19 protein-coding genes are annotated in these 24,383 nt (G+C 73.1%); 8 read left to right on the top strand and 11 right to left on the bottom strand.

What is annotated here, in order from left to right; all coding sequences use genetic code 11:
* Positions 1-11 precede the first annotated feature (11 nt).
* Together ABNF97_RS07540 and ABNF97_RS07535 are read left to right on the top strand one after the other, a co-directional pair.
* Entirely contained in the window at positions 12-1,439 is a 1,428-nt protein-coding gene (locus tag ABNF97_RS07540; RefSeq protein WP_130462142.1) for a nucleotide sugar dehydrogenase, read from the top strand.
* A 229-nt stretch (positions 1,440-1,668) separates the two neighbouring features.
* Positions 1,669-6,726: an SCO7613 C-terminal domain-containing membrane protein gene (locus ABNF97_RS07535; RefSeq protein WP_349338071.1), complete on the top strand. Its 5,058-nt coding sequence runs from the start codon at positions 1,669-1,671 to the stop codon at positions 6,724-6,726.
* 31 nt (positions 6,727-6,757) lie between these two features.
* On the opposite strand, the gene purE is transcribed toward ABNF97_RS07535, so the two are convergent.
* From purE to mca, 6 genes are all read right to left on the bottom strand, one after another.
* Positions 6,758-7,231 carry a 5-(carboxyamino)imidazole ribonucleotide mutase gene (gene purE / locus ABNF97_RS07530; RefSeq protein ID WP_130465849.1) on the bottom strand — a complete coding sequence of 158 codons (474 nt, stop codon included), beginning with the start codon at positions 7,229-7,231 and terminating at the stop codon, positions 6,758-6,760.
* Positions 7,232-7,287: 56 nt separating this feature from the next.
* Positions 7,288-8,463 (bottom strand): 5-(carboxyamino)imidazole ribonucleotide synthase, encoded by a 1,176-nt coding sequence (locus ABNF97_RS07525; protein ID WP_130462140.1) that lies wholly within the window; start codon positions 8,461-8,463, stop codon positions 7,288-7,290.
* A 13-nt stretch (positions 8,464-8,476) separates the two neighbouring features.
* Positions 8,477-10,477 carry a DUF255 domain-containing protein gene (locus tag ABNF97_RS07520; protein ID WP_130462139.1) on the bottom strand — a complete coding sequence of 667 codons (2,001 nt, stop codon included), beginning with the start codon at positions 10,475-10,477 and terminating at the stop codon, positions 8,477-8,479.
* Between the two features lie 174 nt (positions 10,478-10,651).
* A complete protein-coding gene (locus tag ABNF97_RS07515; protein WP_349338070.1) occupies positions 10,652-13,399 on the bottom strand; it encodes an EAL domain-containing protein in 2,748 nt (915 codons plus the stop codon).
* A 185-nt stretch (positions 13,400-13,584) separates the two neighbouring features.
* Positions 13,585-13,920, bottom strand: coding sequence for a hypothetical protein (locus ABNF97_RS07510; RefSeq protein WP_349338069.1), 336 nt, complete (start codon positions 13,918-13,920; stop codon positions 13,585-13,587).
* A gap of 54 nt (positions 13,921-13,974) precedes the next feature.
* A complete protein-coding gene (gene mca / locus ABNF97_RS07505) occupies positions 13,975-14,856 on the bottom strand; it encodes a mycothiol conjugate amidase Mca (RefSeq protein ID WP_130462137.1) in 882 nt (293 codons plus the stop codon).
* A gap of 243 nt (positions 14,857-15,099) precedes the next feature.
* Here mca and ABNF97_RS07500 point away from each other — a divergent pair, with 243 nt between their 5' ends.
* Positions 15,100-15,534: a DUF4307 domain-containing protein gene (locus ABNF97_RS07500; RefSeq protein WP_349338068.1), complete on the top strand. Its 435-nt coding sequence runs from the start codon at positions 15,100-15,102 to the stop codon at positions 15,532-15,534.
* A 197-nt stretch (positions 15,535-15,731) separates the two neighbouring features.
* On the top strand, positions 15,732-16,229 hold the full coding sequence (gene greA, locus ABNF97_RS07495; protein ID WP_130462135.1) for a transcription elongation factor GreA: 498 nt from the start codon (positions 15,732-15,734) through the stop codon (positions 16,227-16,229).
* A gap of 90 nt (positions 16,230-16,319) precedes the next feature.
* Here greA and ilvA read toward each other — a convergent pair whose 3' ends face one another.
* The 3 genes from ilvA to ABNF97_RS07480 all read right to left on the bottom strand — a co-directional run bounded on the left by ilvA (position 16,320) and on the right by ABNF97_RS07480 (position 20,383).
* Positions 16,320-17,543, bottom strand: a complete 1,224-nt coding sequence (gene ilvA / locus ABNF97_RS07490) for a threonine ammonia-lyase (protein WP_349338238.1) — start codon at positions 17,541-17,543, stop codon at positions 16,320-16,322.
* Between the two features lie 249 nt (positions 17,544-17,792).
* A complete protein-coding gene (locus ABNF97_RS07485; RefSeq protein ID WP_349338067.1) occupies positions 17,793-19,193 on the bottom strand; it encodes an amidase in 1,401 nt (466 codons plus the stop codon).
* 47 nt (positions 19,194-19,240) lie between these two features.
* Positions 19,241-20,383 (bottom strand): cystathionine gamma-synthase, encoded by a 1,143-nt coding sequence (locus ABNF97_RS07480; protein ID WP_349338066.1) that lies wholly within the window; start codon positions 20,381-20,383, stop codon positions 19,241-19,243.
* A gap of 23 nt (positions 20,384-20,406) precedes the next feature.
* On the opposite strand from ABNF97_RS07480, the gene ABNF97_RS07475 reads away from it, so the two are divergent.
* From ABNF97_RS07475 to ABNF97_RS07460, 4 genes are all read left to right on the top strand, one after another.
* Positions 20,407-20,853 (top strand): HIT family protein, encoded by a 447-nt coding sequence (locus tag ABNF97_RS07475; RefSeq protein ID WP_349338065.1) that lies wholly within the window; start codon positions 20,407-20,409, stop codon positions 20,851-20,853.
* An 82-nt stretch (positions 20,854-20,935) separates the two neighbouring features.
* Positions 20,936-21,595 (top strand): peptide-methionine (S)-S-oxide reductase MsrA, encoded by a 660-nt coding sequence (gene msrA / locus ABNF97_RS07470; RefSeq protein WP_349338064.1) that lies wholly within the window; start codon positions 20,936-20,938, stop codon positions 21,593-21,595.
* Between the two features lie 150 nt (positions 21,596-21,745).
* Entirely contained in the window at positions 21,746-22,030 is a 285-nt protein-coding gene (locus tag ABNF97_RS07465; protein WP_130462128.1) for a type II toxin-antitoxin system prevent-host-death family antitoxin, read from the top strand.
* Positions 22,027-22,317: a type II toxin-antitoxin system RelE family toxin gene (locus ABNF97_RS07460; protein ID WP_349338063.1), complete on the top strand. Its 291-nt coding sequence runs from the start codon at positions 22,027-22,029 to the stop codon at positions 22,315-22,317. The genes ABNF97_RS07465 and ABNF97_RS07460 overlap by 4 nt, the downstream gene beginning before the upstream one ends.
* A 44-nt stretch (positions 22,318-22,361) precedes the next feature.
* Here ABNF97_RS07460 and ABNF97_RS07455 read toward each other — a convergent pair whose 3' ends face one another.
* Together ABNF97_RS07455 and ABNF97_RS07450 are read right to left on the bottom strand one after the other, a co-directional pair.
* A complete protein-coding gene (locus ABNF97_RS07455) occupies positions 22,362-22,796 on the bottom strand; it encodes an SRPBCC family protein (RefSeq protein WP_349338062.1) in 435 nt (144 codons plus the stop codon).
* Between the two features lie 144 nt (positions 22,797-22,940).
* A complete protein-coding gene (locus ABNF97_RS07450) occupies positions 22,941-23,165 on the bottom strand; it encodes a GntR family transcriptional regulator (protein ID WP_130462126.1) in 225 nt (74 codons plus the stop codon).
* Between the last annotated feature and the right edge of the window lie 1,218 nt (positions 23,166-24,383).

Genomic DNA, 24,383 nt, shown 5'->3' with positions numbered 1-24,383 from the left:
AGAACACAGGCGTGACGATCCCGTACCCGAGCACCCAGCCCATGCCGGCGATTCCGGCGGTGACCCCGCCGTCCGGCGCCGCCCGTCCGCGTCTGACCTTCCTCGGCACCGGCTATCTGGGCGCGACGTACGCCATCTGTTTCGCCGAACTCGGCTACGAGGTGATCGGCTTCGACGTCGACGCCGAGAAGATCGCCAAGCTGGCCGGCGGCGAGGTGCCGTTCCACGAGCCCGGCCTGGACGAGTTGCTCAAGCGCAACCTGGCCGCCGGCCGGCTCCGGTTCTCGACCGACATCGCCGAGACCGCCGCCTTCGGCGACGTGCACTTCATCTGCGTCGGCACCCCGCAGCGGGCCGACGGCATGGGCGCCGACCTGTCGTACGTCGAGGCCGCCGTCACCGGGCTCTCCCAGCATCTGACCCGCAAGGCCCTGATCGTCGGCAAGTCCACCGTCCCGGTCGGCACCGCCGAGTGGATCGAGCAGCTCGTCGGCAAGCACGCCGAGGCCGACCTCGGGGTCGAGGTCGCCTGGAGCCCCGAGTTCCTCCAGGAGGGCTTCGCCGTCGAGGACGTGCTCCGGCCCAACCGGATCGTGGTCGGCGTCAAGAGCGAGTGGGCCAACGGCATGCTCTACTCCGCGCACAAGGGCGTCTTCGACCTGGCCGCCACCGAGGACCGGGAGGTTCCGCTGGTGGTGACCGACTTCGCCACCGCCGAACTGGTCAAGGTCGCCGCGAACGCCTTCCTGGCCACCAAGATCTCCTTCATCAACGCGATGGCCGAGGTCTGCGAGGTGGCCGGCGGCGACGTCACCCAGCTCGCCCGGGCGATCGGCTACGACCCCCGGATCGGCAACCGGTTCCTCCAGGCCGGTGTCGGCTTCGGCGGCGGCTGCCTGCCCAAGGACATCCGGGCGTTCCAGGCCCGGGCCCAGGAGCTGGGGGCCGGCGAGGCGCTGCGCTTCCTGCACGAGGTCGACCTGATCAACCTGCGCCGCCGCAGCCGGGTGATCCAGCTCGCCGCCGAGCTGCTCGACCGCCGGTACGGGCCGGCCGGGCCCGACCTCTCCGGCACCCGGATCGCGGTGCTCGGCGCCACCTTCAAACCGAACTCCGACGACGTCCGGGACGCCCCGTCGCTCGCCGTCGCCGCCGCACTGCACAAGGCCGGCGCCGACGTGCACGTCTACGACCCGGAGGGGATGGAGAACGCCCGCCGGGAGCGGCCCGACCTGACCTACGAGGCCAGCATGAACGACGCCGTGCGCGGGGCCGACCTGGTCTGCGTACTCACCGAGTGGGCCGACTTCCGCAACGCCGACCCGGTGGCGCTCGGCGAACTCGCCGGCGGACGGCGGGTCGTGGACGGTCGCAACTGCCTCGACTCCGGACTCTGGACCCAGGCCGGCTGGGAGTACCGGGGCATGGGCCGGCCGTAGCGCCTCCACACCACCGCCGCACCGTCGATAGCGCACCGACCGGACGGCGACAATCGTGAATTCGACGCCGACTTGCCGGCCGTGGACCCACCGAGGTCCGCGGCCGGCCTTTTAGGATCTCCTCAGCCGGGTCTCGCACGCGATCGGGGGCTGTTCAACGAAAGCCCCGCGCAGGCATGCTTCGGTGGAAGCCCGTGACGCGGCCCGCGCGCCGGCTGGAGGGGGTGCCGTGAGTACGACGTACCAGTGCTCCTCGTGCGGCCGGGAGATCGAGCCGGCGCCGCACTGCCCGCACTGCGGGACCGAACAGCTCCGGTGGGCCGACGACCTGGCCCGGATCGAGCGCTCGATCGCCGAGATGAAGATCCGCGAGGCGGCGATAGCCAAGGAGCAGAAGACGATCGCCTCGCAGATGCAGGCGGCGCTCTTCCAGCGGGACATCCTGTCGCACGCGGCGGACCAGCGTCGCAAGCAGAACACCAAGCCGCGCCGGGTGCTCCGGCGCAAGGCCGACCGGCGCCCACCGACCGCCGCGCCCGGCACCTCCCCGGGCGGACCACCACCCCGGGTACCCCGGCAGCCGAAGGGCGGCGGCACCGACCGGATGGCACCGCCTCCACCGCCGCCGCCCCCACCGCCCGACGCGGGGCCGACCTGGGACGACGGCGGGAAGGCCCGACCCGAGGCCTCCAGCCGGGAGGTGCAGAACATCCTGCTCGGACTCGGCGCCCTGCTGCTCGGCATCGCGGCGGTGGTCTTCGCCGCGGTCGCGCTCAGCTCGATGGACGACTTCAGCCGGGTGGCGATCCTGGTGCTGGCCACCGCGCTGATGCTGGCCGCACCGCCCCAGGTGGCCCGGCGCGGGCTCAGCGCCACCGCCGAGACCATCGCGGCGGTCGGACTGCTGCTGGTGCCGCTGACCGGGTACTCGCTCTGGACCGTCGACCGGTTCGGCGACAGCGGCCTGCCCGGATCCCTCTTCGCCGGGCTGACCTTCCTGGTCACCGCCGCCGTCGCGGCCGGCTACACCGTGGCGACCGGCCTGAACGCCCCCCGCTACGCCGCCGTACTCGCCGTGCAGCCGATCCTGCCGCTGCTCGCGTACGCCTGGGTCACCGGGCCGGCGGGCTGGGCCGTGGTGCTGGCGGCGGTGGCGATCGGGAACCTCTATCTCGGCCGGCTCTTCGGCGACGACGGGCGGCTGACCGGCTGGCCGGCCCGGTTCCGGTTCGGGCCCGAGCTGCCGGTGGACGCCCCGCCCGCCGCACCGAGGGGCCGCCCCGCCGGCCGGCCGGACCGGGTGGGCGGCGACCCGACAGATCCCGGCCGGGACCCTTCCGACGGGACCGGCCCGGAGCGGCCGGAGACCTTCCCCGAGGAGGCGGACGCGGTCGTCCAGGCCGATCCGGCCCTGGGCGGGTCGGCGAAGCGGGTCCGCACCCCCGGCGTACGGGCGTCGGCGGTCCACACCCCGTGGGTGCGGGAACTGGTCTGGACACTGCACGGCCTGGCCTTCGCCGTCGCCGTGGTCTGCGCGGTCCTCGCGCTGGTGAACGCCGACACCGTACCGGCCGCCGCCCGGGCCGGCCTGGCGCTGCTGCTCGCCGCCGGGGTCGGCATGGTCGGCGCGCTGACGCTGCGCCGGCCGCCCCTGCCGGATATCGCCGCCGGGATCCTCACCCTGGCCGTGATCGGTGCCGCCGGCCGGGTCGCCGCGGTGGCCCTGCCGGGGCGGGCACTGGTGGTGATCGCCGCCGTGATCGCGCTGACCGGACTCGGCGTACGCGCGGTCCCCGAGGCGGCCCGGCGCGGGCCGCAGCTGGCCTCCGCCGCCGCCCTGATCGTCATCGGCATCGTGGTGGCCGGCGGCGCTCTGCGGGCCGCCCTCGCCCCGATCCGGGCCGCCCTGCCGGTCTGGGAGGCCGACCTCGCCGGATACCCCGGAAAGCTCGCCGCCGAGGTCGGCGACACCTCCTGGCAGCTCGCCGTCACCGCGCTGCTGCTCACCATCGCCGCCGTGCTCTCCTCGCCGCCCGAGGTACGCCGCGAGTTCGCCGTGGTCGGCGCGGCGTTGACCGCACTCGCCACGCCCGCCTCGCTCGGGTTCGGCTGGGTCGCCGCCCCGTGGCCGCCGGTGCTGGTCGCCATCGGCATCGGACTGGTCGGGCTGACCGCCGAAACCCGACGGGCGGCGCTGACCCACGCCGTCGCCGCCGCCGTGGTCGGCCTCGCCGGGGCGGCCGCCTCGGTGGTCCGGCCCGGACTGACCGCCGCCGTCCTCTTCGCGCTCGCCGTCGGCGGGGCGCTGGTCGCACTCGCCCCGCTCGCCCGTACGGCACCGCTGGGCCGGTGGTCCGGCCTGCTCGGCGACTGGGCGGCCGGCGGGGCGGCATTCGCGTTCCCCGGTGCGGTGGCGGCCTTCGTCGCCTCGGCGGTACCCGTCGACCCCACCCCGACCGTCCTGTCGGTACGGGAGGCCAGCCAACCGGTGCTGGCCGCCAGCTTCCTGGCCGTCTGCGCGGTGCTCTGCTACGCGGCGGTCACCCAGGTGGCTCAGCGGCAGATCAGCGTGCCACTGGCCGTCGGCACCGGTCTCGGGGCGCTGGCGGTCACCGCGGCGGCCTTCGGCGCCCCCGGCGCCACCCTGCCGGACGCCCTGGTCGGCGGGCTGCTGCTGGTCAGCGCGATCCTGCTGGTGCTGGCCCCCTCGATCGACTCGGGCCGGCGGGCCGACCGACTGCTGGACGGCTCGGACATCGCCGCCGCGGCGGTCACCGCGGCCCTGGTGGGCACCCTCGCCCGGATCGCCGGCATCCTCACCGACGGCGCCGAACTCGCCGCCGCCGCCTTCCTCATCCTGGTGGTGGCCGCCGGGATCCGGGCGATGCCGGTCGAGTGGCGGCGCGGGCCGATCCTCGGGATCGCGCTGACCGGTGGCCTGGTCGCGCTGCTCGCCGGCTGGAGTGCGCTGAGCGGCGGCCTCCAGGTGCTGTCCACCCCCGGCCGGCTCTGGGCCGCCGACCTCGCGCAGTGGCACGTCAGCGAGACCGGCACCGGCGCTCAGGCCCCGGTCGCGCTGCTCCTGCTGGCCGGTGCCGCCGCGATCGCCCTGCCCCGGCCCTGGGCGTACGACGTCGCCGCGGCCTGCGTCGGACTCGCCACCATCGGCATCCCGGCGGCGTTCGGGCTGCCCTGGTGGTCCCCGATCGTGGTCGGCGGGGCCGTCGCCACCGTCTACGGGGTGAGTTCCGTCGTCGCCGCCGATCCCCGGGCCGGGCTGTCCCGGGCCACCGTCGCCGGGGCGGTCGCCCTGCACGCGGTCGGGGCGAGCCTGGTCAGACCGTGGACCACCGCGGCCGCGCTCGGCATCGTCGCGCTGATCGGCGCGGTCGTCGCCACCCTCGCCCGGGTCGTCGGCACCCTCTCCGGACCGGCGGAGGAGGCCGAGGCCTGGTCGATGCCGCCGCAGACGGCCCAGATCGGCGGGCTCGCCACCGGTGGGGCGCTGTTCGCGCTCAGCGGCGCACTCGCCTCGCTCGCCGCCGCGCTGCGCTCACCCGCCGAGGTGGTGGTGCTGGCCACCCTCGCCGGGGCGAGCCTCGGGGTCGCGGTGGTCGGAGTGATCCGCCGGCAGGTACCGCAGTACCTGCCGTACGCCACGATGGGCATCGTCGGCGGGGCGACCGCGACCTCGGTGGCGGCGCTGCTCACCAACCTGCCCTGGGGCGTCTACGCCGCCGCGGCCGTCCTCCTCGGGGTGCTCGCCGAGCTGATCCGGGCGGTCACCCCGGCCCCGACTCCGCTCCGGGAACCGATCCGGCGCTGGTCGGTGATGCTCGGTGGCGCGCTCCGCCGGCTGCCCGAGCCGCCCCGGGGCGGTCGCTGGTCGGTCAGTCCCGCGGTCGGGGCGATGATCGCGGCCGCACTGCCGACCGCGCTGGCCGTGGCGGCGCTGGCTCCCGCCCTGGTGGTGGCGCTGGTCGAGCCGTACCAGACGCTCGGCCGGATCTGGAACGGTCCGCCGGTCGGGCTCACCGATCCGCAGCCCGATGCCGTGGACCCCGGCAACGTGCTGGCGGCCCTGCTGCTGACCATCGCCGCCGGGCTGGCCGCCACCGGGTTCAGCGGCGGCCGGCCGGCCCGGGCGGTGCCGGTGGTGCTGCCCGGTGCCGCGATCACTCTGCTGATCACCCCGATCTCGCTCGGCCTGGCCTGGCCGAACGGCACGCTGGCCGCGCTCGCGGTCTTCACCCTCGCGATGCTCGGCCTGGCCCTGACCCCGCCCCCGCCGGACGCCGAGGTCGCCCGCTCGCTGCGGCTGACCCGGATCCTGGTCTTCGGCATCGGACTCGCCGCCGGTGGGGCCGGACTGGCCGGCGCGCTCGCCACCCGGAACCTGACCCTGTTCACCCTGAGCGCGGCGGTGGGCGTCGGTGCCGTGGCCGCGCTGGGCGGCCGGACCCAGAACGCCCGCATCCTCGGCTGGCTCTTCGCCTCGGTGATGGCCCAGACCTTCGTCTTCACCGCGGGCCTGGTGCTCGGGCTCGATCCGGCCTGGTCCGCCTTCGGGGTACTCGCGGTGGGTGCGGTGCTGCTGCTGGTCGCGGCGATGCTACCCCGGCTGCGCCGCCCGGAGGCGATACGCGAGGCGACCACTGTGGAGTGGGCCGGGTACGCCGCCGCGCTCATCGCCGCCGCGCTCGCCTACGACTCGCCCCGGCACATCGCCGCGCTGCTCGCCGCCTGGGGCGCCGTACTCGGGATGGCCGCCGTTCGGCCGTACCGCCGTACCGTCGAGCGGCGCGTGCTCTTCTGGTCGGCCGTCGGCTGCGAGATCGTCGCCTGGTGGCTGCTGATGGCGCTCGCCGACGTCGCGCTGCCGGAGGCGTACACCCTGCCGTTCGCCGCCCTGGCCCTCCTGGTCGGCCTGCTGGAGCTGCGGCACCGCGCCGACCTGAGCAGCTGGCTCGCGTACGGGCCGGCGCTGGTCGCGGCGTTCCTGCCGACCCTGGTGATCGTGCTGTTCGACAACGACAGCGCTCTCCGGCAGGTGTTGCTGCTGCTCGGCGGGGTGGCGACGCTGATCTGGGGATCCAACCGGCGGCAGCAGGCTCCGGTGATCATCGGGGCGGTGGTCACCGCGCTGGCCGCGCTGCGCGCCCTGTTCGACTTCGGACCGTGGTTGGTGCTGATCCCGGTCGGTCTGTTGCTGCTGGCGTTCGGGGCCAACAACGAGAACCGGCGCCGCACCCAGGAGCGCCTCCGAGCGGTCCGCGGCATGCGCTGACCACCCGTGCGCGGGGTGCGACCCCCGTCGGCTATGCGCCGAGGCTGGCCCGCAGCGTGGCTTCCTTCTGGGCGACCAGCGCCGCCAGTTCGGCCTGGTACGCCAGCATCCGGTCCCGGAGTGCCCCGTCCGAGGCGGCCAGGATGCGTACGGCCAGCAGGCCGGCGTTGCGGCCGTTGCCGATCGACACCGTCGCCACCGGAACACCGGCCGGCATCTGGACGATGGAGAGCAGCGAGTCCAGCCCGTCGAGGTGCTTGAGCGGCACCGGCACCCCGACCACCGGCAGCGGGGTGGCCGAGGCCACCATGCCGGGCAGCGCGGCGGCCCCGCCCGCACCCGCGATGATGACCCGGATGCCCCGGCCGGCGGCGGCCTGGGCGTACTCGATCATTTTGACCGGGGTGCGGTGCGCCGACACGACCCCGACCTCGTAACCGACACCGAACTCGGCCAGCGCCTCGGCCGCCGCACCCATCACCGGCCAGTCCGAGTCGCTGCCCATGATCAAACCGACCGGCGGCGCCGACCCGGTCACGCCGCCGTCGGCGCCCCGCTCGCTCACTCGTGCCCCTCCCGTAGCCACCAGGCGGCCCGGACGGCCCGGGCGCGTACCTTCTCAAGATCGTCACCGAGCACCGTGACGTGCCCGATCTTGCGGCCGGGCCGGACCTGTTTGCCGTAGAGGTGCACCTTGGCGCCCGGATCCTCGGCGAAGAGGTGGTGCAGCCGCTCGTCGATCGAGATGCCGCCGTCCGGGCCGCCGAGCACGTTCGCCATCACCACCACCGGAGCGGTCAGCGCGGTGTCCCCCATCGGGTAGTCGAGCACCGCCCGAAGGTGCTGCTCGAACTGGGAGGTCCGGGAACCCTCGATCGTCCAGTGTCCGGAGTTGTGCGGCCGCATCGCCAACTCGTTGACGACCAGCGCCGGCTCGCCGTCCGGGCCGGTCACCTCGAACAGCTCGACCGCGAGCAGGCCGACCACGCCGAGCGCGGTGGCCAGGTCGATCGCGAGCTGCTGGGCCCGCAGCGCCACCTCCTCCGGCAACCGGGGCGCCGGCGCCAGCACCTGCACACAGATGCCGTCCCGCTGCACGGTCTCCACCACCGGGTACGCCGCCACCTGGCCGAACGGCGAGCGGGCGACCTGCACCGCCAGCTCCCGGCGCAGCGCGACCCGCTCCTCGGCGATCAGCTCGGTGCCGGCGGCCCGCAGCGTGCCGACCAGCTCGGCGGCCTCGGTCGGGTCGGCGACGACCCAGACGCCCCGACCGTCGTATCCGCCCCGGGACGCCTTGAGGATCACCGGCCAGCCCAGCTCGGCGCCGAAGTCGACCAGGTCGCCCGGCTCGGTGACCGGCCGCCAGCGCGGCACCGGGGCGTCCAGCTCGGTCAGCCGCTCCCGCATGACCCGCTTGTCCTGGGCGTGCAGCAGCGCGTCGGCGGGCGGGTAGACGGCCACCCCGGCCTCGGCGAGCGCCCGGACGTGCCCGGTCGGCACGTGCTCGTGGTCGAAGGTGACCACGTCACAGCCGTCGGCGAAGTCGCGCAGCGCGGCGAGGTCGGTGTGCTGGCCGTACCGGACGTCGGCGGCGACCAGCGCGGCTCCGTCCTCGGGAGTGTGCGCCAGCACGCGCAGCGACTGGCCGAGGGCGATCGCGGCCTGGTGGGTCATCCGGGCCAGTTGGCCGCCGCCCACCATGCCGACAACGGGCAGACCCGTGCGGGAATCCATAGCGGGCGCAAGCCTAACCGCCGCTGACGCCGAGCTGCGCCAGCAGGGCGTCCCCGGTGGTGACCGGGCGGTCGCAGACGAAGCCCCGGCAGACGTAGGCGGTCGGAACGCCGTCGATCATGGGCCGGTCGGCCAGCAGCGGTACGCCGGGACGGTCCGGTTCGCCGGCCACCACCACCGCGCCGGGCGGGGCGTGCCGGTGCGCCAGCGCCAGCAGCGGGTCGCCGGCCGGCTCGGCGGTGACCACCGCGATCTCGTACGGGCCGGAGAGCAGCGCCTCGCCGACCGTGGCCGCGTACCCGGTGAACCGGGCGTGCCGGCCGACGATCGGCGCGACGGTCTCCAGCGCGGCCACCGCCGCCTCCCGGTAGCGCACCTGCCCGCCCAGCGCCGAGTACGCCACCAGCGCCGCCGCCACCGCCGACAGTCCGGACGGGGTGGCGTTGTCGGTCGGGTCGGCCGGCCGGCTGACCAGCTGCTCGGCGTCGTCGGCGGTGTCGTAGAAGCCGCCCTGCCCGGTGCCGAACCGCTGCAGCGCGACGTCCAGCAGCAGCCCGGCCAGCTCCAGCCAGCGTCCCTCCCCGGTGAACTGGTGCACCGCGCAGAACGCCTCGGCGACGCAGCCGTAGTCCTCCAGCACCCCGGCCGGCTCGCCGACCCGACCGTCCCGGGAGACCCGGCGCAGCCGCCCGTCGACGATGTGCCGCTCCGCCAGCACCTCGGCGATCCGCACCGCCGCCGCCCCGGCGACCGGGTCGGCGGTGAGGGTGGCGTACTCGACCAGGGCGGTGACGGCGAGCCCGTTCCAGGCCGCCACGACCTTGTCGTCCCGGGCCGGCTGGGGCCGGCGGTCGCGTACCTCCCGGAGGGCGGTCCGGACCCGCTGCCAGTGTTCCTGGATCTTCGGCTCGGCGTCGTCGATGTCCCGGGCCAGCCGGAGCACCGAGGTGCCGTGCTCGAACGAGCCGGCCTCGGTGACCGCGAAGATGTCGGCGGCCCACCGGCCGTCCTCGTCGCCGAGCGCCTCGACGAGCTGCGCAGGGGTCCAGGCGTAGGTGGCACCCTCCACGCCCTCGGTGTCGGCGTCCAGCGCCGAGGCCAGCCCGCCGGCCGGGGTGTTCAGGTCGTCGAGCAGGAAGGCGACCGTCTCGGTGGCGATCCGGCCGGCGAGCGGGTCCCCGGTCAGCCGCCAGAGCTGGGTGTAGACCCGCAGCAGCAGCGCGTTGTCGTAGAGCATCTTCTCGAAGTGCGGCACCGTCCAGTGCCCGTCCACCGAATACCGGGCGAAGCCGCCGGCGAGCTGGTCGTAGATGCCACCCCGGGCCATCGCCTCGCAGGTGTGCCGGACGATCTCCAGATCGCGGGTCGCGCCGGTGCGCTGGTGGTGGCGGAGCAGGAAGAGCAGGTTCATCTGCGGCGGGAACTTGGGCGCGCCGCCGAAGCCGCCGTTGGTCTCGTCGTACTCCCGGGCGAGCTGCTCGGCCGCGGCGTCCAGCGTCTCGGCGGTGAGCGGGGCGCGCGGCCCGCCGACGGCCTGGGCGCCGGCCAGCGCCTCGACCACGGCCGCGCCCTGGCCGAGCACCGCCTCGCGCTGGTCGGTCCAGGCCTGTGTCACCGACTGGAGCAGCCGGACGAAGTTGGCCTTCGGGTAGTACGTACCGCAGAAGAAGGGGGTGCCGTCCGGGGTGGCGAAGACGGTCATCGGCCAGCCGCCCTGCCCGGTCATCGCCTGGGTGGCGGTCATGTAGACCGCGTCGACGTCCGGGCGCTCCTCCCGGTCCACCTTGATCGCGACGAAGTTGTCGTTCACCAGCTTGCCGACGGTCTCGTCCTCGAACGACTCGTGCGCCATCACGTGACACCAGTGGCAGGCCGCGTAGCCGACCGAGATCAGCACCGGTACGTCCCGGCGGCGCGCCTCGGCGAACGCCTCGGCGGTCCACGGCCACCAGTCGACCGGGTTGTCCTTGTGCTGGAGTAGGTAGGGGCTGGTCGCGCCGGCCAGTCGATTCACCCGACGACCATATCCGCTGCGCCTGCACGGCGCTCGGCGTCCGGCACAGGCCGGCAAGCTCCTCCGGAGTCCCCATCGACGGCTGCGGTCCGCTGTTGGACGCCGGACGCCGCCGTCGACCGCCGTGGCCCCGCTGTTGGTCGCCGGACGCCGCCGTCGACCGCCGTGGCCCGGCTAGGAGGCGCCGTCGGCGCGCAGCGGCAGGATTCGCGCCTGTGCGGAGTCGAGCAGCGACCGCAGTACCGCGACGATCTTGTCCGACGGCATCGGCCGAAAGAAGTGGTAGCCCTGGGCGGCCGTACAGCCCAGCTCGGCGAGGGCGGCCCGCTGGTCGGCGGTCTCCACCCCCTCGGCCACCACCCGCAGCCCCAACTCGCGGCCGAGGTCCACGGTGGTCCGGACGATCGCCGCCGCCTCCGGCGACTCCGCCATCTTCATCACGAACGACCGGTCGACCTTGAGTTCGTCCACCGAGATCCGGGTCAGGAAGGTCAGCGAGGAGAACCCGGTGCCGAAGTCGTCGACGGCCAGCTGCACGCCCATCGCGCGCAGCGCGGAGAGCACCTCGTCGATGACCTCCAGCTCGCTCATCACCACCGTCTCGGTGATCTCCAACACGAGCCGGCGTGCCGGCACCTGGTGCCGGCGCAGCGACTCGGCCACCTCGGCCGGCAGCCGCGGGTCGAGCAGGCTGCGCGCCGACAGGTTGATCGAGATCGGTACGTCGAGACCGTGCCTGGCCCAGTCCGCGGCGACGCTGAGCGCCTTGTCCACGACATATCGGGTGAACGCGCCGAGCAGTTCGCTGCCCTCGATGGTCCGGACGAAGTCCGCCGGGGTGAGCCGGCCCCGCCTCGGGTGCCGCCACCGGATCAGCGCCTCCACCCCGGTCGGCCGTCCGGTGCAGAGGTCGACCGCCGGCTGGAGTGCGAGTTCGAGCTGGTCGTCGACGTCCAGCGCCTCCCGCAGCTCGGCCAGCAGGGCGAGCTTGTCGGTGCTGGCCGCGTCCCGGCCGCTGTCGTACGACGCGACGCTGCCGCCGCCCTGCTTCGCCTGGTACATCGCGATGTCGGCCCGACGCAGCAGCTCGGTCATGTCGGCCGTACCCGCGCCGGCCACCACCACCCCGACGGAGACCTCGACCGACATCCGTACCCCGGCAACCTCGATCGGGTTGGCGAGCAGTTCGACGATCTCGCGGGCCCGGCGCAGCACGTTCGGCATCGGCGACCGGTCGGTGGCCGGCTCGGCCAGTACCGCCGGGGACGGGATCAGCAGCGCGAACTCGTCCCCGCCGAGCCGGCCGAGCAGCTCACCGGGGCGGACCAGCGCGTCCAGCCGGTCCGCCGTCACCTGGAGCAGCTCGTCGCCGGCCGCGTGCCCGAGCGTGTCGTTGACCTCTTTGAAGTGGTTGATGTCCAGCAGCAGCAGGGCCACCGGATGGTCGTGGGCGAGCTGGTGCAGGGCGACGTCGCCCTTGCTGAGCAGCGCCGCCCGGTTGATCAGGTTGGTCAGCGCGTCGTGCACCGCCTCGTACGACGACTGGGCCGTCACCAGCCGCAGCTGGCGGTGCGTCGCCGCGTCGTGCAGCGCCGCCGCCAGCGCGTCGCCGAAGGCCGACAGTGCGTCCTGCTCCCGCTGGCCGGGCGGGGCGGAGCGGGGCAACCGGACCCGCAGCTCACCGACCGGGCAGGCGCCGACCACCAGCGGTCGGACCAGTTCCTGCTCGGTCCGCCCGGTGACCGGCGGGCCCTGCCCGGTGCCGGCCCGACCGGCGGCCCTGCCGGCCGACAGGTCGCCGCCGACCTGGCTGGCCACCAGGTCCAGGCCAAACCGGCTGGCCAGCGGCAACCGGCCTTTCGCGTCGTTGGGCGGCCCCGACGGCCCGCCCGGTTCGCCGGGATGGGCCCGCTCGGCCGCGGTCAGGTCGCGGTGCCACACCGGCCGGCCCGGCTCGCCGCGGTAACGCCGCCAGCGGCCGTCGCCGCGCCGCACGTCCACCTCGACCCACTCGGCACCGAACAGGGCCAGCGGACCGGCCACCCCGGCCGTCGCGACACCGTGCTCGTCGAGCTGGTTGAGCGCGCCGGTGGCCTCGGCAAGGGCCCGCCAGGCGCGGCGTTCGTCGTCGGCCCGGAGCCGCTGACTGTACGTCTGCTGGAGCAGCCAGAGCACCGGCGGCAGGAAGAGCAGCCAGCGCGGGTCGTACCCGACCACCGCCACCACGGCCAGCCCGACGAAGACGTTGCCGACGAACATCAGCAGCTTGCCCTGGAGGGCGCGGAGCAGCGCCGGCCAGAGCCGTTCGCCGTGCCGCAGCGACAGGGTGAGCCCGACCAGGCCGGCGGCGGCCAGCAGATAGGCGAGCGCGCCGACGGCGAGGGCGGCGATCAGCGGCGGCGCCAGGTCGGTGACGAGGATCGTCCCCAGCACGCCCGGCACCGGCGTGCCGAGGGCTCCGGCGACGGCCAGCGTGACCGTGACGGCCCACGCGACGGAGAGGCCCAGTGCGGCGGCGGTGCGTACGACGTCCAGCGCGGAGCGCCGGTCCACGAAGATCGCCAGCAGCGTCCAACCCAGCACCGCACCGAGCAGGGCGGCGGCCGGCAGCCAGCCGGGCGGCACCAGGGAGAGCCCTATGATGAACGACGCCTCGCCCCAGGTGACGCTGACCCGACCCGACCCGACCCGGAATCGCAGCCTGAAGAGCTGCGCGAGCGCCATCACACCGGTGGCGATGCCGAACCGGGCCAGCGCCGGCAGCGGGTCGTCGGTGGACAGGTCGGTGGGGATGAGCAGACCTGCCGCGGCGATGATCATCGCAACGGGCAGGGCGATGAAGGTGAGCACCCGCAGTCGACGGGGTGCCGACGCGATGCCGACCAGAGCGAGGAGGCGCCCGGACCGACGGCCGGAGGTCACGGATCGCCGCCGTTCGTCGGCGACCGCCTGGCGACGTGGCCGTGCCACAACCGGCGCTGGGCGTCGGGTCTGGTTCTCATCGGCGCCCCCTCCCGCGCACGGTGCGGGGACTTTTGGTCCCCCGGCGGAAGGCTAAGCCAATCCGATTGAGCGCAACAGGGGGCGCCTGGCCGGATTAGCGTGAATCATGGCGCGGACTGACTGTTCCGGTCCTGCTGGGGGGCTTTGGGAGCGCTTCCACCAGATTCCTCGGCCGCCGAGGCGTCGGCGGACGTGCTCGCCGCGCCCGGCTCGTCCGCCGACGACTCGACCGCCGACGACTCGGCGGCCGGCGGCTCGGCGTCTCGTTGCTGAGGAAAGCGGTCGGGCAGCCGGCGCAACCGGGCGTTCATGTTGCGGATGAGCAGGACCGTGGCAATGGCGAGCACGGTGATCAGGAAAAGACCCATCGGTCCGGCCAGGCCGCCGGTCCGGGTGTCACCGAAGTTGTTCTCCGCGAGCACCTGCGCAGCGGTAAGCATGACTGGAAATCCTCCGATGTGGCGGCCTACCCCCTAACGGTACGCCTACCCGACTCACCGGACCTGCGCGGTCTCCCGTACCCCGGCGAAGAGATCCGACTCCGGCAGCGGGCTGTCGACCACCGAGCGGACCAGCTCGAAGTCCTCCGTCGGCCAGGCCTGCTGCTGCAGCTCCATCGGCACATGGAACCAGAAGCCGTCCGGGTCGACCTGGGTGGCGTGGGCGCGCAGCGCGTCGTCGCGGACCGGGAAGTAGTCGGCGCACTCGACCCGGGTGGTGATCCTCGGGCCCTTGTCCGGCCGGTCCTCCCAGCGCTCCAACCACTGCGCGTACGGCGACTCCGCGCCGTGGGCGAGCATCGCCTCGTGCAGCGCCATGATCTTGGCCTTCGAGAAACCGATGTCGTAGTAGAGCTTCAGCGGCTGCCACGGCTCGCCCAGCTCCGGAAAGCGCTCCGGGTCGCCGGCCGCGTCGAACGCCGCCACGCTGACCCGGTGGCACATGATGTGGTCGGGGTGCGGGTAGCCGCCCTCCTCGTCGTAGGTGGTGACGACGTGCGGGCGGAACTCGCGCATCAGCTTCACCAGCGGCGCCGCCGCGACCTCGACGTCCTGGAGCGCGAAGCAGCCCTCGGGCAGCGGGGGCAGTGGATCGCCCTCCGGCAGCCCCGAGTCGACGAAGCCGAGCCACGCCTGCTCGACGCCGAGGATCGCCCGGGCCGCGTCCATCTCGGCCCGGCGGATCTCGGCGATGTTGGCCCAGACGTCCGGCCGGTCCAGCTTCGGGTTGAGCACACTGCCCCGCTCGCCGCCCGTGCAGGTGACGACAAGGACCTGCACGCCTTCGGCGACGTATTTCGCCATGGTCGCCGCGCCCTTGCTCGACTCGTCGTCGGGATGGGCGTGCACGGCCATCAGACGTAGCTGTTCTGCCAACTCAGGTGCTCCCTCGTGATGCCCGGGCCGGGCTCGGCCCCCCGTTTCCCCCTCCAAGCGCCCACCCCTCCGCCGCCGCCGCGATCCGAGGACCGCCGCGATCCGAGAACCGCTGGATCCGAGAACCGCTGGATCCGGTGGGTCGTGGACGACCTGCCAGACCCGGCCCGGTCGTCGACTGAGAGGATGGGCCTACCCATTCTTGCCGATGCCCCCGACAACCGTGCCAGGAGATGCCCGCCGGTGCCCGAGACGCCCGCCACACCCGTACCGAACGCCCCGGTGTTCCCACCCGGCCGGTACGGCCGCCGCCGCGCGCTCCGGCGCCGCCGGCCCTGGGTCTCGGCGCTGCTGGCGGTCGTCCTGCTGGCGGTGCTGGGCGCGGTCTCCTACCGCCTCTACCGGCAGTACGGGGACCCGAACTACGACGCCCAGGTGATCACCTACACCGAGATCACCGACAGTCAACTGATGCTCGAGTTCCGGGTTACAGTGCCGGAGGGCGGCTCGGCGACCTGCGTGCTCCGGGCCCGCTCCAGGGACGGTGCCGAGGTCGCCCGCGAGGAGGTACGGGTGACCGCCGAGCCCGGGCAGCGGCACCTGACCATTCGGCACCGACTGGCCACCACGGCCCGGCCGATCCTCGGCGAGGTACTCCGCTGCCGCCCGGCCGCCTGAACCTTTTCCAACCTCCCCTTGCGGTCCGCCGGACTGCAAGGTCGGACGCGGTGCATGAGCGCCGCGCGGTTCAGGTTGAAAAGGTTCACTGAGCATCCGGCCAGCAGGTACGCCGACAAATGACCTGGCGTCCGGTGCATAGCGCACTGGTAACTTGGTAATTCGTCCCTGTCCACGACTACCCGAGGAGATCGTCTGTGTCCAAGACCGACCGCGAGGCAGCCGCGTGGCTGTCGCAGGAGGCCTATGACCGGCTGCAGGCGGAGCTCAACGAGCTGATCGCCGGCCGTCCGGCGATCGCCGCGGAGATCAACGCCCGGCGTGAAGAGGGTGACCTCAGGGAGAACGGCGGTTATCACGCCGCCCGAGAAGAACAGGGCAAGCAGGAGGCCCGGATCCGACAACTGCAGGAACTGCTCCGTACCGCCCAGGTGGGCGAGGCGCCGGCCACGGACGTGGTGGCACCGGGCTGCGTCGTCACGATCCACTTCGACGACGACGCCGACGACACCGAGACCTTCCTGCTCGGTTCCCGGGAGATCGCCGCGACCACCGACCTGACCGTGTACAGCCCGGAGTCGGCGCTCGGCCAGTCCATCCTCGGCGCCCGGCCCGGCCAGACCGTCACCTACACGGCGCCCAGCGGCGCGGAGATCAAGGTGACCGTGGTCCGGTTCGAGGCGTACGGCGGCTGACCGGCGGAGCGACCGGCCAACCGCCGGTGGGAGCGACCGGCCACCCTCTCGCAGGGAGCGACCGGCAAATCGACGTCCGACCCAGCCGGCTCAGCCCGGCTGGGCGACGTCGACCTGGTAGCCACAGCCGCGCAGCGCGCTGATCAGCCGGTCGGAATGCTCGGCGCCCCGGGTCTCCACCGAGAGCGCCACCTCGACCTCGCCGAGCCGCAGGTGCGGGTTCTGCCGCTGGTGCACCACGTCGACCACGTTGCCCCGGTGCTCGGCGATCAGGCCCAGCAGCGAGGCCAGTTGGCCGGGCCGGTCCGCGCAGCGCACGGTGATCCGCAGGAACCGACCCGCCGAGGCGAGCCCGTGCTCGATCACCCGCAGCATCAGCAGCGGGTCGATGTTGCCGCCGGAGAGCACCGCCACCACCGGCGGCTCCACGGCGGCGATCGCACCGGACATCAGCGCCGCCACCCCGGCCGCCCCGGCCGGCTCCACCACCTGCTTGCCCCGCTCCAGCAGCATCAGCAGGGCCCGGGAGATGTCCTCGTCCGAGACCGTCACGATTTCGTCCACCAGCTTGCTGACGTGGGCGAAGGTGACCTCACCGGGCCGGCCCACCGCGATGCCGTCGGCGATGGTGGCGAAGGCGGGCAGGCGTACCGGCTCGCCGGCCTTCAGCGAGGCAGGAAAGGCGGCGGCACCGGCGGCCTGCACCCCGATCACCCGGATATCCGGACGGAGCGCCTTGGCCGCCACCGCGACCCCGGAGACCAGTCCCCCGCCGCCGACCCCGGCGACGAGGGTCCGCACCTCCGGGCACTGCTCCAGGATCTCCAGCGCCACCGTGCCCTGCCCGGCGATCACGTCCCGGTGGTCGAACGGGTGGATGAAGACCGCTCCGGTGCGGTTCGCGAAGTCCTCCGCCGCGACGAGCGACTCGTCGACGGTGTTGCCGACGAACTCCACCCGGGCGCCGTACCTCTTGGTGGCCGCCACCTTCGGCAGCGGCGCGCCCACCGGCATGAAAACCGTCGCGGCGGCGCCGAGCAGCCCGGCGGCGAGCGCCACCCCCTGGGCGTGGTTGCCGGCGCTGGCCGCCACCACTCCCCGGTCGCGGTCCGCCGCCGAGAGCCGGGCGATCCGCACGTACGCGCCCCGGACCTTGTACGACCCGGCCCGCTGCACGTGCTCGCCCTTGAGCCAGACCGGTCCGCCCAGTGCTTCGGAAAGCGGTCGGGACGGCTCCAGCGGGGTGACCCGGGTGACCCCGGCAAGCAGTTCGCGGGCGGCGGTGACCTCGGCGAGTCCGACCAGCTCCGTCATGCCCCAGATCGTCGCATCCGGTCGACGCGGCCCCAGCATCGGCAGCCCGGTCGTGCCGGAACTCACCCTGTCGCCCTCCTCCGGCGCCGCCCGGATCGCGATCCCCGCACCCGGGTCGCGGGTGGTCGGACGTGGGTGCGGCGGTCATCGACGCAGCAGGGCGACCGCGACCGGGAGACTACCCCGCCGACTGTGCAGCCGTGGTCGATGTGGCGCCCGGGCCCGATGACCGGCCTCCTGAGTAGATGCTCAGCCGGCCGGGGTCGGCACCCGGGGCCAGTCGGGCGCGTGCCGCCGCCACGGGCCGGACATCTCGAACTGCCCGGCCACACCGAGCAGCAGCAGCTCCGAGCCGGGCGGGCCGACCAGTTGCACCCCGACCGGCAGCCCGTCCGGGCGCAGCCCGACCGGTACGACCAGCGATGGCAGCCCGGCGATGTTCCAGGGCGCGGCGTACGGGGCGTAGCGGATGCAGGTCAGCAGGTTGGACCGCCACGAGCGGGTGGCCCAGCCGACGGCCGGCGGCGGCACGCTGGCCAGGGCCGGGGTGAGCAGCAGGTCGACGGAGTGATCGCCGAAGAAGGCGACGCTGCGCTCCCGCCACCGGGTGCGGTCCTGCTCGCGTACCAGGCCGCGCCGCTGGGCCCAGCCGCCGAGCGCGGCGTGCCGGCGGCTGCGTCGTTGCAGGGTGCCCGGGTCCAGGCCGGCCGCCTCGACCTCGCCGGCCGCCGCCGCCAGCCAGGTGGCGATGCCGCGCAGCCCGAGCGAGGTGGGGTAGACCGGGTCGACCGAGACCGTGTCGTGTCCGGCCACCGCCAGCAGCTTGGCGGCGGCGCCCACCGCGTCCCGGTTGGGCTGGTCCGGGCGTACCCCGGCCACCGGTGAGCGGAGCGACACGGCGACCCGCAGCCGCTCCGGCGGTACCAGCTTGTCCGGGCGCCGCCCGGCGAGCACCGAGAAGCCCACCGCGGCGTCCGCCACGGTGGTGGCCAGGATGCCGTGCTCGGCGAGGCCGAACCAGTCGGTGGCACCGAGCTGGCACGGCACCACGCCCCGGCCCGGCTTGAGCCCGACCAGCCCGCAGCAGGCGGCCGGGATGCGGATCGAGCCGAGGCCGTCGTTGCCGTGCGCGATCGGCACCATCCCGGAGGCGACCGCCGCCGCCGCGCCGCCGGAGGAGCCGCCCGGGGTACGGTCGGGCGCCCACGGGTTGCGGGTCACCGCCGTCTCGTCGTCGGTGGTGCCGAAGAGTCCCAGCTCGGGCATCCGGGTCACCCCGACGATCACCGCACCGGCGCCGCGCAGCCGCCGGACCACCTCGTGGTCGGACTCGGCAACCGGGGTACGGGCGGCCGCCGACCCGTTCCAGGTCGGCAGCCCCGCGACGGCGGTGTTCTCCTTGACCGCCACCGGTACCCCGGCCAGCGGCAGGTTCGCCAGGTCGTCCTGCTCGTCGACCTTCTCCGCCTCGACGATCGCCTCGCCGGCCCGGATCACCCGGAACGCGGACAGGTCCCGGTCCGCCCGGTCGATGTGGTCGAGGTGATCCGCCACCACCTGGGTGGCGGAGGCGTCACCTCGGCGGACGGCCCGGGCGATCTGTTTCGCGGTCGCGCCCACCCAGTTCGGCGTGATGTCCTGCACGGCCAACTCCCCATCGGCTTGTCCGCACCGCTGTCCGGGCGGCCGGACGGCGGTCAGCCGAGCGCCTGCTCCAGGTCTGCGAGTAGGTCGTCGGCGGTCTCGATGCCGACAGACAGTCGCACGAGATCGGCGGGAACTTCAAGCGGCGAGCCGGCGGCACTTGCGTGTGTCATCCGACCCGGATGTTCGATCAGCGACTCGACCCCGCCCAGTGACTCGGCGAGCACGAAGAGTTTCGCCCGGTCACAGATCCGTACGGCATGCTCCTCGCCGCCGGCCGCCCGGAAGGAGATCATGCCGCCGAACCGGCGCATCTGCTTCGCCGCGATCTCGTGCCCGGGGTGTTCCGGCAGGCCCGGGTAGAGCACCTGGGCCACCGCCCGGTGCCCGCTCAGGTAGTCGGCGATCCGCTCGGCGTTGTCGCAGTGCCGGTCCATCCGTACCCCGAGGGTCTTGACCCCGCGCAGGGTCAGCCAGGCGTCGAAGGGCCCGTTCACCGCGCCCATCGCGTTCTGGTGGTAGCGCAGTTCCTCGCCGAGCGCGGCGCTGGCCGCGACGAGGGCGCCACCGACCACGTCGGAGTGCCCGCCGACGTACTTGGTCGTCGAGTGCACCACCACGTCGGCGCCGAGCGCGATCGGCTGTTGCAGGTAGGGCGAGGCGAACGTGTTGTCGACCACGAGCAGCGCGTCGACGTCGCCGGCCAGCCCGGCCAGCCCGGCGATGTCGGCGATCCCGAGCAGCGGGTTGGTGGGGGTCTCCACCCAGATCACCTTCGTCTGGCCGGGGCGGACCGCCGCCCGTACGGCGTCGACGTCGGAGATCCGGGCCGCCGTCCAGGTCAGCCCCCAGCGTTCGGCGACCCGGGCGAAGAGCCGGAACGTGCCGCCGTACGCGTCGTCCGGGATCACCACGTGGTCACCGGGGCGACAGACGGTGCGCAGCAGGGCGTCCTCGGCGGCCAGCCCGCTGGCGAAGGCCAGCCCGACCGGACCGCCCTCCAGCGCGGCCAGGCACTCCTGCAATGCGTCCCGGGTCGGGTTTCCCGACCTGCTGTACTCGTAGCCGAGTCGGGGCGCGCCGACGGCGTCCTGGGCGTAGGTGCTGGTCTGGTATATCGGCGGCACCACGGCACCGGTGCGGGGCTCCGGCTCCTGGCCGGCGTGGATGGCGAGTGTCTCGAAGCCGTGACTCATCTGCAGAAGGCTAGCCTGCCCTGGTGGCAGGGTGCGTGTTCTGCGGGATCGTGGCGGGCGCGGCGGCGTTCCGGGTCGCCGACCGCCCCGACGGGGTGGCCTTCCTCGACGTGCGGCCGGTGTTCAAGGGGCATCTCCTGGTGGTCCCCCGGGAACACGTGGAGACGCTGGGCGAGTTGCCGGAACCCGCGCTGCCGGGCTACTTCCGGCTGGTGCAGCGGCTGGCGCTGGCCGTCGAGACCGGGCTCGGCGCGGGTGGGACGTTCGTGGCGATGAACAACCGGGTGTCCCAGTCCGTGCCGCACCTGCACACCCACGTCGTACCCCGGACCAAGGGCGACGGGCTGCGTGGCTTCTTCTGGCCCCGCACGAAGTACGCCTCGGACGAGGAGGCCGCCTGGTACGCCACCCGCATCACCGCCGCCCTCCCACCGACTGCCGGGGACCCCGGCACGGATCGGGGAAGCTGAGCGGGGTGGGGCGGAGCGGAGCGGGTAAGGATCCGGGTGGGTGCCTTGTTACACCCGGCAGAGGTACGAAAGGAGTCCCATCGTGTTCCTACGGCGTATCAATGCCGAGCTGCCCACCCCCGACCAGGCCCTGCCCGGCCGGCCGATCGCGATGCCGGTTTCCGACCGGCACGAGGTGCTCGGTACCCCACTGCGGGGGCCGTGGCCAGCAGGTGCCCAGGTCGCCGTCTTCGGGATGGGCTGTTTCTGGGGAGCCGAGCGGCTGTTCTGGACGCTGCCCGGGGTGATTTCCACCTCGGCGGGCTACGCGGGCGGTTACACCCAGAATCCGACGTACGAGGAGGTCTGCTCGGGCCGGACCGGGCACGCCGAGGTGGTCCAGGTGGTCTACGACCCCTCGAAGATCGGCTACGAGGACCTGCTCAAGGTCTTCTGGGAGAACCACGACCCGACCCAGGGGATGCGGCAGGGCAACGACGTCGGCACGCAGTACCGGTCGACGATCTACACCACCACCGACGAGCAGTCGGCTGCCGCCCGCTCCTCCCGGGACGCGTTCGCGCCCATCGTGGCGGAGGCCGGGCGCGGCGAGATCACCACGGAGATCGCCGAGTTGGGCGACTACTACTACGCCGAGGACTACCACCAGCAGTACCTGGCGCCGACCAAGAACCCGAACGGCTACTGCAACCACGGCCCGAACGGGCTGACCTGCCCGGTAGGCGTGGCCAAGACTGCCTGACCCCGGCACAGCGCTGGCACGGGTCGGCAGATCCGTGCCAGCGCCAACAGCGCGGCGGACCAGGCGGCCAGTAGAACACCGTCCGCCAGGACCGAAGAACCGATCTCGTTCTGTACAGACTTCGCGCCAGTATGTGGCTATACTTCGAGCATGACTGTGCTTCCGTTCACTGAGGCCCGGAATCGCCTCTCCGAACTCATCGATGAGGTGACCAGGACACACGAGCGGATTGAGATCACTCGGCACGGCCACGCCGCCGCCGTGCTCATCTCCGCAGATGATCTGGCAGCCCTGGAGGAGAGCCTCGATGTGCTCTCCAGTCCGGAGGCCATGCGACAACTCGCGGATTCCCGGTCCGCCATTGAAGCGGGCGATGTGCTTGATGCCGATGAGCTTGCGGCGCTGCTGGCCAAGCGGTCGCGACGACCCCGGTGAGCCCACCCGCGTCCACCCGCTACGAACTGCGAGTCACCGGTCCGGCGGCACGTGCCCTGGCCGGACGCATACCCGAGAAGATCGCCACCGCCATCTACGAGTTCGTCACCACCAGCCTCTGCGAGAAGCCGCATCGGGTGGGCAAGCAACCGCTCTTGCCACCGTACGCCGGAACATGGTCCGCTCGACGCGGCACCTACCGGGTGCTGTACGAGATCGACGAGGACAACCAGGTCGTGACGGTGACCGCCATCGAGCACCGAGCTGACGCGTACCGGTCGCGCTGATCAACCAAGCCCGACCTCCAGCGGCGCCACCCACGACCGGGACGTCAAGACTCCAGGTAGGCGGCGAGATTGGCCAGCGAGGAAGCGAGGCCCGCCGCGTGATCCTGGGCGGAGATGCCGGGAGGAACGCCGTCGGCCCGGAACGTAACCTCCGTTCCGTGATCGGCTGCGGCAACCTCCCACGTCATGGTCATGGTGCCGGCGTAGGACGGATCGTCGGAGACGAAGTTCACCTCCTGCACGACCCGCACGCCGGGGACGAGTTCGACGAACGTGGCTTCAACGATGTCGGAGTCCGCCGTCGCCTTGCCCGGTGCCGCCGAAGCGTCCGCGTAGGTCAGGATCATTCGATACGACCCGCCGGGTCGAGGCTCGAATCGCTCGAACCTGCCGCTCATTCCGTCAGGCGGCAGCCACACAGCAAGTACGTCCGGATCGACAAGGGCGTCGTAGACACGATCAGGCGGAGCGGCGATCACTCGGGTTGCTGTGTCTGTCCGTGACATTGCCGCACTCTACTGCCGAGACGCCATCGGCCAGCCGCGCCCGTCCGCCGCGGGCTGGCGACTGAGCGGCGACCAACGATCCCCGGTGCCGGGGCCAGGGAGGCGGCGGGTCGGGGGCTACTCGGCCACGTAGACGCCAGAGCCGGGTACGCCCACCACGGTGCCGCGCGCCTTGAGCGCGTCCACGGCGCGGGCGACGGTCCGGCGGGCTGAGCCGTACTCCTCTGCCAGGGCGTCATACGTGGGCAGGCGCGAGCCCGGCGGGAACTCCCCGGCGGCGATGCGTCGGGTTAGGTCGCCCTCGATCTCTCGGGCCGTGTGCGGGATGGGCACGGGCGCCATGGTCCTGGCTACCCATTCGGACCCCACCCGCACCCATGGCACTACTTGCCTTACTGACACTATTGGCACTAATCTACGAAGGGCTCGGCGCGGCCGCAGATGCTTACGAGGACGGCGTCGGGACGAGCAACCATGGCGCGTCCCCGTCCTATTCCGCCGACGGGAGGCAAATGCTGTGAGACTGTTTCGCAGACCACGCCCGGTGCACCGCCGGGACTGGCGCCGGTTGTGGCGCTACTGTCGGTGCGGGTTCCGCTGGCGTTGCCCGGAGTCGTTCGAACTGGTGCCGCGCCCGTATCAACCGGTGCCCGTGCTGCCGGTCACCCGCGCAGAGTTTCTGGCGGCCGTTCGTGCTGGCAAGGATTCAGCAAAGATCGAGCGCGAGTCGAAGGCCGCGCCGCGCGATCCGGACGGTTGGCCTCCGCCAATGGCCCGCCACTCTCCGCGCAACGATCGGTTTACCGGCACCGTGCCCCGTCTCGCCAACGGCCGCGCCGGGAACCTCCCACCCGCACAGGCGCACCGGTCGCGGCACCCTACCCGGGTCTGAGCCGTGATCGGGCCACAGGAACGTTGGCACCGGCACGTCGCCCGACGACGTGCGGTGGCGGCACGCGCGCCCGGTGAGCACCAGCCCGATGCCAGGTATCAGTGCATGGCGTGCCGGCTGCCGTGGCCGTGCTCTGCAGCCCGCTTGTTGCTCGTGGCCGGATTCGGCCGGGACCGGATGGGCCTCGTGGTGTACCTCGGTGCTCACCTCGTGCGCGCGATGGATGCCCTGCCCGACCTGCACCCCTCCATGGTCAGCCGACAGGTTCTCACCTGGCTACCTCGGCGCCGCTACTAGACCGCCCATCACCCGGCAACCGTCCCGGACCGTCATGGTCCGGTTTGCGTGGCGCCAGAAAATGGCGACCGGAACTGAGCGCACTTGGAAGTTGCCGCCGGGCACGAGAACGCTCGGGCGAGCCGGCCCGGCGGTGTGGTCAAAAAGCCTTGCCGGTGCTGACTCGGCTGGATAGCGTGGCCGTACACGGGAAGGGAGGTGGTCCGAGCTTTGTATAGCGATAGGACTCGTGAGGTGGCTGTCCGCTACAGAGGTTGAAAGGCTGACGTCCCTCGACGTGTCCGCGTGATCCGCGTCGATGGTTTGGGTAGGTCGGGGTGATGAGGTATCCGGCTGGTGGTGGCATGAACGCGGCAGCCCGGGTCCGGCGT

It is taken from the genome of Plantactinospora sp. B6F1 (assembly GCF_040120695.1).
In the GTDB taxonomy this organism is placed as follows: domain Bacteria; phylum Actinomycetota; class Actinomycetes; order Mycobacteriales; family Micromonosporaceae; genus Plantactinospora.
Note: the sequence above shows the minus strand (reverse complement) of the source record. Positions and strands in the feature narration are given on the sequence as shown.

Coding starts and splice junctions, on each gene's coding strand:
- purE (WP_130465849.1), bottom strand. CDS start 7,231: ATGGGCAGCGACTCGGACTGGCCGGTGATGGGTGCGGCGGCCGAGGCG.
- ABNF97_RS07525 (WP_130462140.1), bottom strand. CDS start 8,463: ATGGATTCCCGCACGGGTCTGCCCGTTGTCGGCATGGTGGGCGGCGGC.
- ABNF97_RS07510 (WP_349338069.1), bottom strand. CDS start 13,920: ATGCTTACCGCTGCGCAGGTGCTCGCGGAGAACAACTTCGGTGACACC.
- ilvA (WP_349338238.1), bottom strand. CDS start 17,543: ATGACGGAGCTGGTCGGACTCGCCGAGGTCACCGCCGCCCGCGAACTG.
- ABNF97_RS07480 (WP_349338066.1), bottom strand. CDS start 20,383: ATGAGTCACGGCTTCGAGACACTCGCCATCCACGCCGGCCAGGAGCCG.
- ABNF97_RS07465 (WP_130462128.1), top strand. CDS start 21,746: ATGACTGTGCTTCCGTTCACTGAGGCCCGGAATCGCCTCTCCGAACTC.
- ABNF97_RS07450 (WP_130462126.1), bottom strand. CDS start 23,165: ATGGCGCCCGTGCCCATCCCGCACACGGCCCGAGAGATCGAGGGCGAC.